The following is a 14,286-nucleotide window of genomic DNA, read 5'->3' as shown; positions in this document are numbered from 1 at the left end:
TAAAAGAAAATCTAAGCAGCCTTCGGATTCACTAATGAACGCCCCGACAATAAGCTTGTTAACGCTTTAGGTGAAAACTCTAAAGAAAGTACATGATTCTTTAAATTGATTGAGTGGCTACTAATCAATGGTAAAAGGCCCTCTTCTGTTTCTAAAACATACTCATCCGCAATGTTTAGAATACCTTCTAGATTTGTTGTGCTAGAGGCTAGATCGTGGCTAAAGACATCATAAATTGTTTGTAAATTAAACGTCGTGTTCTGTTCAGTAGGATGTTTGAGTAAATAGTCTTTTAAAAACAAGACTAATTTATGAGCAAAGAAAAAATAATTCGGTTTATACGTGTATTTCATGTTGTTCATGGAACCAAACTCCAGATGATCTTTTATTGAATTACAACTAAAACACTAGGAATTAAACCTTAAAATTTTCTTAAAAAAATAAATATATTTACACGATATATAAAAATTAATTATAATAATAAAAATCAACCAGTTAATTTATCAAAAAATATATAATTTATATAAAATTACAATAAAAGAATCAATTCTTAAAAATTAAAAAACTTAAATGAAAATTATTATCAAATTAATTTAAATAAAATAATTTCATGATATTTTACCATATGGTATAAATTAAAATAAAAACCGCATTTATCAATAAAAAATAACCAATCAAAATACATAAAAATATAATGTTATTCTTGTTTTTTACTTGAAAGGTGCTATATTTCCACCGCATTACTTGATCAGAATAAAAGCACTGAAGAGTAATAAAGCGATATTTATTGAATATTCTGGGGATTTTATGAAAAAATTTATTTTTATTGCGGCTAGTTCTCTTTTTAATATTGCAGCAGCACAAGCAGCTGATGGTACGATCACTATTAATGGTTTAGTAACTGATAATACGTGTACGATTGATACTGGTGATAAAAATCTCACTGTAAATTTACCAACAGTATCATCTCAATCTTTGAAAAATGCGGGCGATGTTGCTGGTCGTACACCTTTTCAAATCAATTTAACGAATTGTGCTTCAGTTGGTAAAGTCGCGACTTATTTTGAACCAGGCGCAACAGTTGATTTTAATACTGGTCGACTATTGAACCAAGCTACCTCTGGTGCAGCTGCTAATGTCAACATCCAATTATTGGGTAGCAACAATGCAGTAATTCCTGTAATTGCGAAAGGTGCTTCTGGTGCACAAGATAACTCACAATGGGTAAATGTTTCTGCTGGGGGGAATGCCGATCTTAATTATTATGCTGAATATTATGCAACTGGAGCATCTACAGCAGGTACTGTAACGTCACAAGTGAAATACACGATTATTTATCAATAAATTAAAACCAGCTTCTATTTTTAAATAGAAGCTATATCTCATCTATTATTTATTATTGAGAATATGACTCATGCTTTTTCGTGGTCGTAAATTTTTTTGGGGAATGGCTTGTCTTCAAGCATTAATTGCTACTACAGGGCATGCCGAAATAGTACTTCATGGTACACGTGTAATCTATCTATCAGATGCTCGAGAAGTAAACTTACAACTCAGCAATAACGGTACAGCGCCTTCCTTGGTTCAAGCTTGGATTGATGATGGAAACGCTAAATCAACTCCCGATGAAGCGAATGTCCCTTTTATCATTACACCACCTATTTCAAGAGTAGAACCCTCTAAAGGGCAAACTTTACGAATTACTGCACTACCTAATGCTTCTCAATTAAACCAAAATAAAGAAAGTGTATTTTGGCTTAATGTATTAGATATACCACCAAGGCCGGAAGGTAAAAAACAAGAAAATAATGATGTATTAACCAATAATTTTCTTCAATTAGCGATACGTTCACGAATTAAGTTCTTTTATCGCCCAGTAAATTTAAAGGAAAATATTAATACATTAAGTGAAAAAATTCAGTGGGTAAAAAATGGTGAAAACTTGCTTATTAAAAACCCTACTCCCTTTTACATTACAATAAGCTCAATTTTTCAAGAAATAAATCATCAAAAAACAGATTTATTAAAACAGGGTTTAATGCTTTCTCCTTTTTCAGAAGATCAAATAAAACTTAAAAATAGCAATATAACAAATATGAGCTTTGTTTATATAAATGATTATGGTGGAAGAATTGAACAAGTAATAAGGTTCTAAGCTTACCTACTTTTTAATTTAAACACCTACACATGAACAGGCATAAAGACGATGTCAGAATGGTTCATATCCAGTATATGCTTTAAAAAGCGCACTACATATTATTTAGTATTGAGTCTCGCAATTAATATCCCTTTAACTGTATATGCATCAGACAATATGAATAGGGAAAATATTTTAAAAGCTGATTTTGATACTAATTTTTTAGTGGGAAATGCACAGAAAATTGATATTGGTCGATTTAAGTACGGCAATCCTATTTTACCGGGTGAATATAGTCTTGACGTCTATATTAATGGGCAGTGGTTAGGAAAACGAAAGTTTGTTTTTAAAAGTACTCGTTCGAATGAGAATGCAAAGACCTGTTTTACCCCAGATATGCTTTTAGAATATGGAGTTAAACCAGAAATTCTTCATCATGAAGTAAGTAGTACCTTTACCTGTAATGACTTGGACAAGTGGGTTAACGATGCTTTTTATCAATTTGATACTTCTCGTCTGAGACTTGATATTTCAATACCACAAGTTGCTTTACAAAAGAATGCTCAAGGGTATGTCGACCCACGTTTATGGGACCGCGGTATAAATGCAGCTTTTTTTGCATACAATGCTTCTGCCTATCGTATTGTAAATAATAACCATGAAAAAAATCATGCGTTTATGGGTACAAATGTTGGTCTAAATCTCTATGATTGGCAATTACGCCATACTGGGCAGTGGAAATGGCAAGATCATAATGAAATACAAGAAAAGGTTTCTTCCTACACATCAAATAATACATATGCCCAAAAGGCTTTTCCCAAGCTCAATAGTATTGTTACCTTAGGTGATTATTTTACCAATAATAATTTTTTTGATGCCCTACCTTATCGTGGGATTAACATATCAAGTGATGACCGCATGCTTCCTAACAGTATGCTCGGATATGCTCCCCAAATTCGAGGTTATGCTAAAACCAATGCAAAAGTAGAGGTACGTCAGCAAGGAAATTTAATTTATCAAACGACTGTTACACCCGGAAGTTTTGAAATTAATGATCTTTATCCCACAGGCTTCGGTGGCGAATTACAAGTCTCTATATATGAAACAAATGGAGAAATTCAAAAGTTTTCTATTCCTTATGCTTCTGTCATTGAGATGCTAAGACCTAAAATGAGCCGATATTCTTTTACTTTGGGACATTTTAGAGATGCCAATATCAATCTAAAACCATGGCTAGTGCAAGGTAAATATCAAAGAGGTATCAATAACTATTTAACAAGCTATACAGGCTTTCAGGCAACTGAAAACTACCAGTCTTTTTTAATAGGTAGCGCATTTGCAACCCCAATCGGTGCAATTTCATTTGATGCAACTCAGTCGTCAGCTGAGTTCGAACAAAAGCCCACCCTTAAAGGACGAAGTTATCGTTTAAGTTATAACCGACTATTTACTCCAACCAACACCAATTTAACTTTAGCTACGTATAAATATTCCACAGAAAATTATTTGAAATTACGCGATTCAATTTTAATTCGAGACTTGCAACAACAAGATATTGATAGCTTTTCCGTGGGGAAACAAAAAAGTGAATTTCAGATCACATTAAACCAAGGCCTCCCAAATCAATGGGGTAATTTTTATTTAGTAGGCTCGTGGATTAATTATTGGAACCAGCCTAATCGTAATCAACAATTCCAATTTGGATATAGCAATCAATTTAAAGATCTGACTTACAGTATTTCTGCAATTACTCATGAGCTTGACCAAGAAAATCAAAATTCTGGTCATGAAACGCAATATTTGTTGTCTTTATCTTTTCCACTTCAATTTAAAAAAAATACCGTTAATTTTAATAGTTCTATTTCAGAAGATAGCCGAACTTTAGGAATGAGTGGTTATATCGGAAACCGCTTTGATTATGGCTCATCAATTTCATATCAAGATCAAGGACAAACAAGCCTAAATATCAATGGCACCTACCGTACTAACTATACAACTATAGGCGCTTCTTTTGGTCAGTCCGATACATACCAACAAGAAATGATCAATTTAAATGGAAGCTTGGTCGCTCACTCACAAGGTATTTTATTTGGCCCAGACCAAGTACAGACCATGGTATTGGTATATGCGCCTCAAGCGACTGGTGCTCGAGTCGGCAATACCTCTGGTCTAAGCATTAATAAACAAGGTTATGCTGTCATTCCTTATGTAACCCCCTATCGCTTAAATGACATTAGCCTTGACCCTCAAGGGATGCCATCAACTGTTGAACTTACGGAAACAAGTCATCGTATTGCCCCATATGCAGGATCGATCACTAAAGTTAACTTTTCAACAAAAACGGGATATGCAGTTTTTATTAGCACCCAAACACCTAATGGCGGCCATTTGCCATTTGCAGCACAAGTTTTTAATCAAAACAATGAAATAGTCGGAATGGTAGCCCAAGGTAGCCGGATTTATTTACGTACTCCCCTAACTCAAGATCATCTTTATGTGAAATGGGGACAAAGTAATAGTGAAGAATGTCAACTTGATTATGACATCCAATCAAAAATCTTACAGGAAAAACAATCAATTATTATGACAGAGGCAGTCTGCAAATGAAAAAAATGCTTATAAAGAGCGGTTTACTCATCACTAGTTTTTTTATTTATAACCAAACCTATGCCAACTGTACTTTAAGCAAGGGCTTTACCACAGTCGATATTCCAATGACGATTGGAACTATTGTAGTACGCCCGACCGATCCAATCGGAACAGTTCTCCAAAAGAATACTTTTACTATTTCACCCAATAATTCGACTGCAACTTGCAACCGTGTCAGTGACCAAATTACAGCGGCACTTCCATTAAACTATCCTGTTAGCTCGATTGGAAATAATGTGTATGCAACCAATATTCCGGGTATAGGTATTCGACTTTATAGAGAGGCATTCGACTCTACAGATTTTTCTGGATATTACCCTTATAAACGCAGCTTGACTCCTAATACAACATATACGCTTTCACCAGGATATTTTGTTATGGAAGTGATTAAAACTGCTGCAACTACAGGTTCAGGTGCATTAGTTGCTGGTCGTTACAGTACCTATTATGTAACAGGACAACAAAATCGCCCTTTCTTAACAACTACAGTATTGAGCAGCTCCCCTATTCTTATTGCATCATCTTCTTGTGAAATTCAAAACGGCATAGATACGGTTGTTCAGCTTCCCACTGTGATGAAATCAGGTTTTAGAGCTATTGGATCAACTCAAGGTGAGAAAAACTTTAATTTATCGATTCTTTGTAATGGTGGGGAAAATAACTCAGGTGTACCAACGAGTAATACTCTGAGTTTAAGCTTTGACTACATTTCTGACACTTCAAATAGTCAGGTTATTAATAACAGTGCTGCTGAGTCAACTAAAGCGAACGGAGTTGGTGTGGAATTGTTATGGAATATGAATGGCGCGAACAATCCTATTCGAAAAGGAAACAAACTAGATATTGGTACAGTAAGTTCTAACCAGACAGTACAGTACGATATTCCTTTAACAGCGCGTTATTATCAAACTGCTTCGAATGTAACAGCCGGTGAAGTCAAAGCTAATGCAACAGTAACGATCCAATATGATTAGTATTTCTTCTGAGCGCTAGAGCTTAGTAGTAATTAGTCGGCTTTATAGAATGAATAATTTTTAATTAATACTAAAAAAGTCAAATGATCACACACATTATTTTTTAAATTTTACTAATAAATAAATTAAAAAAATGCTCATAAGCGAAAAAAGCTAATGAGCATTAGTGATAACCACTTAACCTGAAATACAAATTGTGGGAAATAGATCACAATTTGCATGACTATAATTTCAAAATTTAGCTTAAATATCAAGTCTTTTTTTTAACAAAAGTTTGATAAATTTATTTAACCCCTTAATTTTAAATAAAAATAAATTAAAAATAAAGTTTGCAATTTCTATTTTACAGGCTTTCTAAAGAATTATCATTCTATTAATTCAAAAAACATAAATTTTATATATACGAATGTATAGTAAAATTAAAAAGTGCTTAATTAGGAGGGTTTAGTTAGAAGTAAATATTATGTAATTCGATAAATTATAAAGCTTTACACAACCTATAAGAAAAAAAACAAACACATATCTGGAAATATTTTTCAATTACAGCCTAACTTCAAGTTTTTATTACAAAACCACATGCTCATTATTTGGAAAATATTTTGTATTTTATTATTAAGTTTAGGGGCTTTCGGAGTTGGTTTAGGTATTAGTTATTTAGATTTTTTCTTATTTTTTATTGGATTACTTTTCCTGCTGTGTTTTTTTCTAGCCTTGAAGCAAGCAAGAGAAGATGCAGGAAGTTTTCCTGATGAATAAAAATTAATTAAGCTAATTGAAGTCAAGGCTTAAGCAATATTAAACACGAAAAGGTTCAAAACAATCTAAAAGAAAATCCATCACTACCCTTACTGCAGGACTACTCCGCAGATCTTCATGAATTACTAACCAAATTTCAGCACTCATTGGGTCATCATCAGGTAATTTTACTAAATGACCTTGCTGGCCTAAAAAATCAGGTAGTACAGCTAAGCCAACTGCTCCACAAGTAGCCCGCCATTGAAGCTCAGGATGATTCGTAACCATAACAGGCTCTTTATAATTTAACCGTTGTTTTAGCTTTTGCTGTTTTTGTCCTTGAACTCCACCAACTTCAACGCTAATCCATCCATAGTTTTCTTCTTGTATAGCATCCAAATATTCTTGGGCTGCATATATACCAAAAGGAACTTCACCAGCTTTACGCGCAATTAGATAATCATCTTTAGGGCGTCCAAAGCGAACTGCGATATCTGCTTCACGATGCTGTAAGGAGGCATAATGAACATCACCGAGTATTCTCAATTGTAGCTCAGGATATTGACGATAAAACTTACCAAGATGAGGCATTACCAAATGTGCAGCCGTAGCTGGCGGTAGACTTACCGAAACTACTCCACTAATTTCCTGTTGTCCTGCCTGAGCCAGACGTTCAATAGAAAATGTTTCTTCCATCATACGTGTCACGATTTTGGCCAGACGCTCTCCCTCTGAAGTTAAAATATAAGTACGAGGTCTACGGTCCACTAATTTTAGTTTTAAATTATCTTCTAACTGGGCAATTCTTCTTGCAACAGTAGCATGGTCAACACCTAACTTTCTTGCAGCAGCTGAAAGTGTCTTCTCTTCAGAAAAAACTGAAAAGTAATGTAAATTTTCCCAATCAATCATTGTGCAAATTTTCACATCAGAGATGAATTAATATGGAATTGTACACCTTTATGTGATTACTCAGAATAAAGACATTCTTTTTCGGAGCCCAATCATGAATAAATCAATGGTGTATGCCTATACTGGTGTTGTAATCACAATGCTGTTTTGGGGCTCGGCATTTAATGCGATGTCTTATGTGATTCAATATATGCCACCTCTTTCAGCAGCAGCTGAACGTTTTACAATTGCAAGCCTTGGTCTATTTATTCTTTTTGCAGCTATAGGAAAGCTACGTTGGGCCGCATTACGGCAAAATTTAGCTATCTATCTTATTATTGGAATTATAGGTATTGCCGGTTTTAACCTAGGCTGTTTCTATGGTTTACAAACCACCTCAGCAGTCAATGGCGCTTTAATCATGGCCACAACACCTTTAATTACTTTATTGTTAACAATTTTACTTGATGGAGAAAAACTAACACTTAATAAGTCTATTGGTGTTGTATTTGGCTTAAGTGGTGTACTTTTTGTTATTAGTCATGGCCATATTTCAACGCTACTACATTTAAAAATAGCAATCGGTGACTTATTCATCTTACTAGGTGGTGTCAGTTTTTGTTTAGCGAATGTGCTATCACGCCGTTATGTAAAAAATGCTACACCTTTAGAGACCACAACATTTTCTATGATGTTCGGTGCTTTGACTTTAATCATATTAAGTGTAATTTTTGAGCACCCTTCTCAAGCAATTGCTATAGCGCCTATCACTGCACACTTAGCTATGGGATACGTCATTATTTGTTCTACCATGATTGCTTATTTATTTTGGTTTAATGGTATTCAAAAACTAGGTGCAGGCCGAGCATCAATCTTTTTTAACTTTGTTCCGGTTTTTAGTATGTTAGTTGCCTTGTTAGCTGGTCAATCACTTAATATCTGGCAACTTATAGGCACAGCTTTAGTCATGCTTGGCGTGATGAGTAGTGGAGGATTTATTCAGATTAAACGTCCTGCACTTATAGCTAAGCCTTGCACAAAGTAATGATCACACAAATTCATCTTAATTATTGCGTTGTAACAAAGAATGTATGTTTCTTTAAAACTTAACAAATGGTTGCCATATATAGTTTTAAAACACAACAAGGAGAATTAAGATGAATTTGGATTTTACAACTATCGAAAAACAGGCCAAATTGCTAAAAGAAGAGCAAGAGAAACTAGAACAGCAAGATCATGATTTTCAGTTAGCTTTAGACAAGCATAGAGAATCATTAAAAAATTTATTTAAAGAACTTTTTCATGATCGAGAAATTAAAACAGAAAATGGAGGACAGTTTTGTGTAGTATTTGGTGATTTTAAAATATCTCTACTCATTGAAACAGCCAAATTCGAGAACGGTGTTCCTGTTAAATTAAATTCCGTTAATCCAATTATTGTTAAATTTAAAAAGGATAAGCCCGTTGCAAAAGCCCAATTTTCTGATGCAACCCAATATCTTGATAGTGGTTTTGAAACACCCCACTATCAGTACTATTACAAACACGCTGATAAAACACAATTAGTTCAATTTTCGGAGTTACCTGTATTTTTTCAAGCAATCCTTGATGCAGAAGTCTGATTATCTGCCCTCAATGGAGGGCTTTTTTATAAACTGAATTTACGGATCAAACAGACTCATCTTTATAAAAATAGCCATAACATCAGTTTCGTTTTCTCAACTCATTTTAATTTAAAAACAAAAAAATTTTAAGGTATCGGCTCAAAAAACCATTTGCTTCTTTCTCAAATAACTTGTATATACATGTTTGTATTTGTTTATACATAAATGGATCTAATAATAGAAAAAGCTCTTAAAGGATAAGGAGAGTGTTATGGACTCATCAGCTGGGAAATCGAAAAGCGGATTTGTTGAAAACCGAAGTATTGACTTTATTCCTGAAAATGAAAGGCATGGCAATATATTTGCCCAATTTACGCTTTGGTTCGGGGCCAATTTACAGATTACAGCTATTGTTACAGGTGCATTAGCCGTCGTATTAGGTGGTGATGTATTTTGGTCAATCATTGGCCTCTTTATTGGACAATGCTTTGGTGCTGCCGTTATGGCTTTACACGCAGCTCAAGGTCCAAAACTTGGCCTCCCACAAATGATTTCGAGTCGAGTCCAATTTGGGGTATATGGTGCCTGTATCCCCATCATTCTTGTTTGTCTTATGTATATTGGCTTTACGGCCACTGGTGAGGTACTCGCTGGTAAAGCAATTGCTCATCTAGCACAGGTGAGTAATACAACAGGTATTTTAATCTATGCTTGTTTTATTATTATATTTGCGACAATTGGCTATCGTTTAATTCATTGGGTAGGCAAAGTTGCAAGTGTTATTGGTTTAATTGCTTTTGTTATTATTTTAACTCAAATTTTAGCTCTCTCTAATATTTCAGAATTGCTTGCTGTACGGCATTTTAGCTGGTCATCATTTTTATTAGCAGTTTCTCTTTCTGCTTCTTGGCAAATTTCATTTGGACCTTATGTAGCAGATTATTCTCGTTATCTTCCTACAAAAACCTCTTCAACACGTGTATTTTGGGCAGTTGGCCTTGGGTCTTTAATAGGTTCCCAAATTTCAATGATGCTCGGTGTATTCATTGCTCAAGTCTCGAATGGTGGTTTTGTTGGAAATGAAGTTCAGTACGTTGTAGGCATGAATCCAATCGCTCTTGTGATTACTTTTTTATATTTTAGTATTGCGTTCGGAAAGGTCACTTTATCTACACTTAATGCTTATGGCAGTTTTATGTGTATTGCGACCATTTGGAACAGTTTTAAGCCAAGTGCTCAAATTTCAAAATTAACGCGACTTACAATTGTTCTTGCAATGGTAATTATCTCAACATTTATTGCAGTTGTAGGTGAACATACTTTTTTAAGCGCATTCAAATCTTTTATTTTGTTCCTTCTTACATTTTTCATTCCTTGGAGTGCAATTAATTTAGTTGATTACTATTTTATTTCTAAAGAAGAATGCGATGTAAATGCCTTATATGACCCAAATGGTAAATATGGCCGCTGGAACACTATTGGAATCGCTTGTTATTGTATTGGTATCTTACTTCAGTTGCCCTTTATTGATAGTAAATTCTATAAAGGACAAATTGCCGAAATGTTGGGTGGAGTCGATTTATCTTGGCTAGTGGGATTGTTATCCACTGCAGTTTTATATTATGTACTTGCCAAAAGAGCTCAAATAAAAATTTCAAAAGCTCTTCAACTTGAACGAGTAAAATAATGTTAAGACGAGATATCAAAGTCTAAAATAACACTTTGATATCTCATTAATATTTTTCTACTGTTGAGCAGTACTTGGTTGTGCAGAGGCAGGTAATCCAAATAACTTGTCGAATGTCCAATTAAATATGAATGTATAAATTGGAATGATAATAATAAATGCAACATCTAACCAAAATGCGGCAACAAGAGAAATATTCATCCACCACGCAATAAGCGGAATTAAGAACATTACTAAAGTAATTTGAAATCCGATCGCATGCGCAATTCTTCGTTTAACCGTACGCGACTTACTTTCTTGGCGAGCCTCCCATTTTTCATAAAGAATGTTGTAGATAAAGTTCCACGTTACCGCAATAGTAGTAATCATCACTGAAAGTGGCCCAGTGTGCTCTACACTATCTCCGGCCAAAAGAGCCAAACCTACTGATGAAATCACCATTCCAATAATTTCATATGAAGAAACATAAACAATACGACGTTTTAAACCTTGCATAATCTTTCAACTTTTATCACTTCTTTTTATTTTAGTTTCAGTTAAAATCACATATAAAGTTAACAGCTTTCAGTTCTACTGATATCAAAATGAATTTTAATAGTGAAAATATCGAACTTTTCTTAACTGTATTAGATACTGGATCTTTCTCGGCCGCGGCACGAAAGTTAAATCGAGTGCCATCAGCAGTGAGTATGGCAATTGCCAATATTGAAGCAGAACTTGGTTACCACTTATTTGAACGTACACACCGCAAAGTTATTCCTATCGCGGCGGCTTTAGCATTGGAACCTCAAGCCCGTATTATTGCTGAACAGCTTAGGCTATTAGCTACGCATGCTTATGAACTTTCACTTGGTCTTGAAAGTAAATTAAAAATAGGTGTGGTTTCAGATGCGAATACTGAATTACTTTTTAAAGCCATAAAGCAACTAGCAGAGAAGTTTCCTCTTCTTAACCTAGAAATTATTACAGCTCCTCAAGATGATATTCTAAATTTACTTTATACAGAAAATATTAGCCTTTGCCTTGCAGGTTCAAACCTCAATATAAAAATGCGTGAAAGCTTACAATTAGTAATGACAGAAACAGTTATTGCTACGATCTCTGCTCATCATCCGTTTTTAAAAGAACAGAATAAGTTAAACACGATTGAAGAGTTAATTAATATTCGGCAAATTGTGGTCGCAAGTAGTGAGCTGGATATGGAAGACTCACGTTCAATCATTGGAGCAATGTACTGGAAAACGAATAGCTTACAAACAGCAATTAATATGGTCGAAGCTGGCTTAGGATGGGGAAATTTTCCCTTATCTTTGGTAAAAGAAAAGATTGAACAAGGCCACTTAGTTCAATTAGATTTTAAAAATACGAAAAATCATTTGCCTTTATCTATTTATCTCATTTGGCTTCAAGATAAACCGTTATCGAAAGCAGCCAGAGAGCTTGTCCAGATTGTTCAAGCAAACTTATCTCAAAATTGTCATTAAAAAACCGCCATTTAGACGGTTTTTTTAGGAGCTATTTAGATTTATTAGACTCTATAACTTTTTCATCATAATGCTTATAACAATAGCCAAACATCGCACCTGCACTGAAGAAAAACATTGCTTTAAACATGATGACACTCCTATGCCTTATTGATTGAACGTTAAACTTAGCATTTAGCCATGTTTCACTTTGAGTACTATTTAAATCAGTTTTGTTCATAATGAAAAATTACGTGACAATCTTTTTCAATTTATTAAAAACACTTATTTTATTGATTTTATTATATTAATTTTATAAAAAACGAGAACTCTATGATTAAATTAAAGAAAGCAAAAAGCCTATTCATGATGAATAGGCTTCTTACTGTATTTCAGGACTAAGCAATAATAATAATTATCAAAAATACTCTACTACTGTATAAATTCCAAGTGTTTTAGTCAAGTATAAAATTGATCAATTACAAAAGGTTGTAGAAAATGAGAAACAATCTTCATTCTAGGTTTTATCCATAAAACTTACTTTAAATTTATACTATTTTTGACCCTGTACGGGTTCTATTTCTAGCTTTGAAAGGACAAAATTTTATAGGTTAATATTGATAGATTTAATAAGTTCATCTCGATAGGGACCAAGAATAATTTGCTCAACCTTGTTCATTCTATTACGTATATCCTGAACATGAGCAATATTCTTAACGTCCAGCTTTTCTTCATACTGATCTGTTCTTTTGCTCGCTAATGGTTTATTAGTTAAATGATTTAACACAAAATAAAATGTTCTACGTAGATCTTGAAAAGTAAAAGAAAGATTACATCGCTCATTAATTTTTTTTCTAAATTTCGAAATATTAATAATATGACCAGATTCAGATTTTACAGATGGAAAAACCCACTCTCCTTTATTTTGTATTCTTCGTTTTTTCATCAGATGCCAAAGAAAGTTTCCCATATAAATTTTATAGCACACATTATTATATGGATTTATAAAAGAAAGAGTTCCTTCCTCTAAATCTATATTTTTCCAATGTAAAGATTCACACTCATTCCTAAAAAGCCCTGTTAATATAAGTGTTAATAAAAAATCCTTATTTGTTTCATTTTCCTGTCCCCTACCTTTATATTCAATAATTGCTTGCACCCACTTGGTTAGATTATCCACATCGATATAGTTTCTTCGAGGTGGAATTTCTTCCCAGAGCTGTTTCTTCTTTAACAAATTAACCGGGTTTATCCTTGGTATAATTACTTCACAATTTTTATTTTGGTAATACATAATTGAAAAACGATAGACCGCTCTAAGTACACGCATAGATAAATTAGCTTTTGCATAACTATACTGAGATAACTGAATATACTTTTCTTCAATCATCTGTTCAGTAATATCAATCAGTTTAAGTTCACTTAAGTCTATTAAATATTTTTCTATAACTTCTCTATAGTCGGCTAATGTCCTTTCTTTTAACTCGTGGTGATTTATATATACTTGGAAAGCTTCTTTGAGATAAGGCTGGTCAATTTTCTCATTTAAACTATTTTTTAATATTTTATTATTTTTAATGCTTAAAGAGTTTGAGTCAGTTAACTCTTTTAACTTCTGCTGTGCAAGTATACGGGCGTCTTCAAGAGTAATTTTTTCGTAATCCCCTAATTTACAACGAATTGATTTCCCTTTTACTTTCTTTTCCACAATGTAAGTTTTATAAGAGTTATTTACACGAATAGCAAAGCCAATAATCTCACTGTCACGATAAATAGCCGGTGTGAGTTCAAGTTGATCGATAAATGACTTAGTTAGCTTTACTCGTGAAGTGCTCATAAGCTAGAATCCCTATCGCTTGTGATAATTAACAATATAGCAAAATATTTTTCAGGTCTACTGCTGCTACTTTTGAAAAATACTTGTGTTTAATAAAAAAATTGATTAGTATTGCAGGCACTGAAAAGCCTTGAGATTAAAAGCTTTTCTGATTATAGGGCCTATAGCTCAGTCGGTTAGAGCAGCGGACTCATAATCCGTTGGTCCACAGTTCGAGTCTGTGTGGGCCCACCAAATACAAACCCCAAAAACTTTAAGTTTTTGGGGTTTTTTAACTTTAGATATTTTTAAAATATAGCCAAATATCAC

At 33.7% G+C, this 14,286-nt stretch carries 13 protein-coding genes and 1 tRNA gene; 10 read left to right on the top strand and 4 right to left on the bottom strand.

Annotated elements, in window-relative coordinates:
* Nucleotides 1-11: 11 nt before the first annotated feature.
* Nucleotides 12-362, bottom strand: a complete 351-nt coding sequence (locus GO593_RS15230) for a hypothetical protein (protein ID WP_001061891.1) — start codon at nucleotides 360-362, stop codon at nucleotides 12-14.
* A 445-nt stretch (nucleotides 363-807) separates the two neighbouring features.
* Between GO593_RS15230 and GO593_RS15225 the strand changes: the two genes are divergently transcribed.
* The 5 genes from GO593_RS15225 (at nucleotide 808) to GO593_RS15205 (ending at nucleotide 6,516) form a co-directional block, all read left to right on the top strand.
* The gene (locus tag GO593_RS15225; RefSeq protein ID WP_000713424.1) at nucleotides 808-1,344 is read left to right on the top strand and encodes a fimbrial protein; all 537 of its coding nucleotides are present in this window, start codon (nucleotides 808-810) and stop codon (nucleotides 1,342-1,344) included.
* A 70-nt stretch (nucleotides 1,345-1,414) separates the two neighbouring features.
* Nucleotides 1,415-2,155: a fimbrial biogenesis chaperone gene (locus GO593_RS15220; RefSeq protein ID WP_000898886.1), complete on the top strand. Its 741-nt coding sequence runs from the start codon at nucleotides 1,415-1,417 to the stop codon at nucleotides 2,153-2,155.
* Nucleotides 2,156-2,206: 51 nt separating this feature from the next.
* Complete coding sequence (locus GO593_RS15215; RefSeq protein WP_005144067.1) at nucleotides 2,207-4,744, top strand: fimbria/pilus outer membrane usher protein; 2,538 nt, start codon at nucleotides 2,207-2,209, stop codon at nucleotides 4,742-4,744.
* Complete coding sequence (locus tag GO593_RS15210; RefSeq protein WP_000738483.1) at nucleotides 4,741-5,760, top strand: fimbrial protein; 1,020 nt, start codon at nucleotides 4,741-4,743, stop codon at nucleotides 5,758-5,760. The genes GO593_RS15215 and GO593_RS15210 overlap by 4 nt, the downstream gene beginning before the upstream one ends.
* A 576-nt stretch (nucleotides 5,761-6,336) precedes the next feature.
* Nucleotides 6,337-6,516 carry a hypothetical protein gene (locus GO593_RS15205; RefSeq protein WP_000905609.1) on the top strand — a complete coding sequence of 60 codons (180 nt, stop codon included), beginning with the start codon at nucleotides 6,337-6,339 and terminating at the stop codon, nucleotides 6,514-6,516.
* Nucleotides 6,517-6,555: 39 nt separating this feature from the next.
* Here the strand turns inward: GO593_RS15205 and GO593_RS15200 are convergent, their stop codons facing one another.
* Nucleotides 6,556-7,407, bottom strand: coding sequence for a LysR family transcriptional regulator (locus GO593_RS15200; protein WP_000568098.1), 852 nt, complete (start codon nucleotides 7,405-7,407; stop codon nucleotides 6,556-6,558).
* 94 nt (nucleotides 7,408-7,501) lie between these two features.
* Between GO593_RS15200 and GO593_RS15195 the strand changes: the two genes are divergently transcribed.
* From GO593_RS15195 to GO593_RS15185, 3 genes are all read left to right on the top strand, one after another.
* Entirely contained in the window at nucleotides 7,502-8,431 is a 930-nt protein-coding gene (locus GO593_RS15195; RefSeq protein WP_001043465.1) for a DMT family transporter, read from the top strand.
* A 112-nt stretch (nucleotides 8,432-8,543) separates the two neighbouring features.
* Complete coding sequence (locus tag GO593_RS15190; RefSeq protein WP_001046931.1) at nucleotides 8,544-9,008, top strand: hypothetical protein; 465 nt, start codon at nucleotides 8,544-8,546, stop codon at nucleotides 9,006-9,008.
* 253 nt (nucleotides 9,009-9,261) lie between these two features.
* The gene (locus tag GO593_RS15185) at nucleotides 9,262-10,677 is read left to right on the top strand and encodes a purine-cytosine permease family protein (protein ID WP_000378375.1); all 1,416 of its coding nucleotides are present in this window, start codon (nucleotides 9,262-9,264) and stop codon (nucleotides 10,675-10,677) included.
* Between the two features lie 57 nt (nucleotides 10,678-10,734).
* On the opposite strand, the gene GO593_RS15180 is transcribed toward GO593_RS15185, so the two are convergent.
* The gene (locus tag GO593_RS15180; protein ID WP_001161759.1) at nucleotides 10,735-11,172 is read right to left on the bottom strand and encodes a PACE efflux transporter; all 438 of its coding nucleotides are present in this window, start codon (nucleotides 11,170-11,172) and stop codon (nucleotides 10,735-10,737) included.
* 89 nt (nucleotides 11,173-11,261) lie between these two features.
* Here GO593_RS15180 and GO593_RS15175 point away from each other — a divergent pair, with 89 nt between their 5' ends.
* Nucleotides 11,262-12,161, top strand: coding sequence for a LysR family transcriptional regulator (locus GO593_RS15175; RefSeq protein WP_001010546.1), 900 nt, complete (start codon nucleotides 11,262-11,264; stop codon nucleotides 12,159-12,161).
* A gap of 583 nt (nucleotides 12,162-12,744) precedes the next feature.
* Here the strand turns inward: GO593_RS15175 and GO593_RS15170 are convergent.
* Nucleotides 12,745-13,977 (bottom strand): integrase family protein, encoded by a 1,233-nt coding sequence (locus tag GO593_RS15170; RefSeq protein WP_000108023.1) that lies wholly within the window; start codon nucleotides 13,975-13,977, stop codon nucleotides 12,745-12,747.
* A gap of 157 nt (nucleotides 13,978-14,134) precedes the next feature.
* Between GO593_RS15170 and GO593_RS15165 the strand changes: the two genes are divergently transcribed.
* Nucleotides 14,135-14,211 (top strand) — tRNA-Ile (locus GO593_RS15165).
* Nucleotides 14,212-14,286 lie beyond the last annotated feature (75 nt).

This window comes from Acinetobacter baumannii (genome assembly GCF_009759685.1).
GTDB classification, from domain to species: domain Bacteria; phylum Pseudomonadota; class Gammaproteobacteria; order Pseudomonadales; family Moraxellaceae; genus Acinetobacter; species Acinetobacter baumannii.
This window is presented reverse-complemented; position numbering and strand designations above follow the sequence as displayed.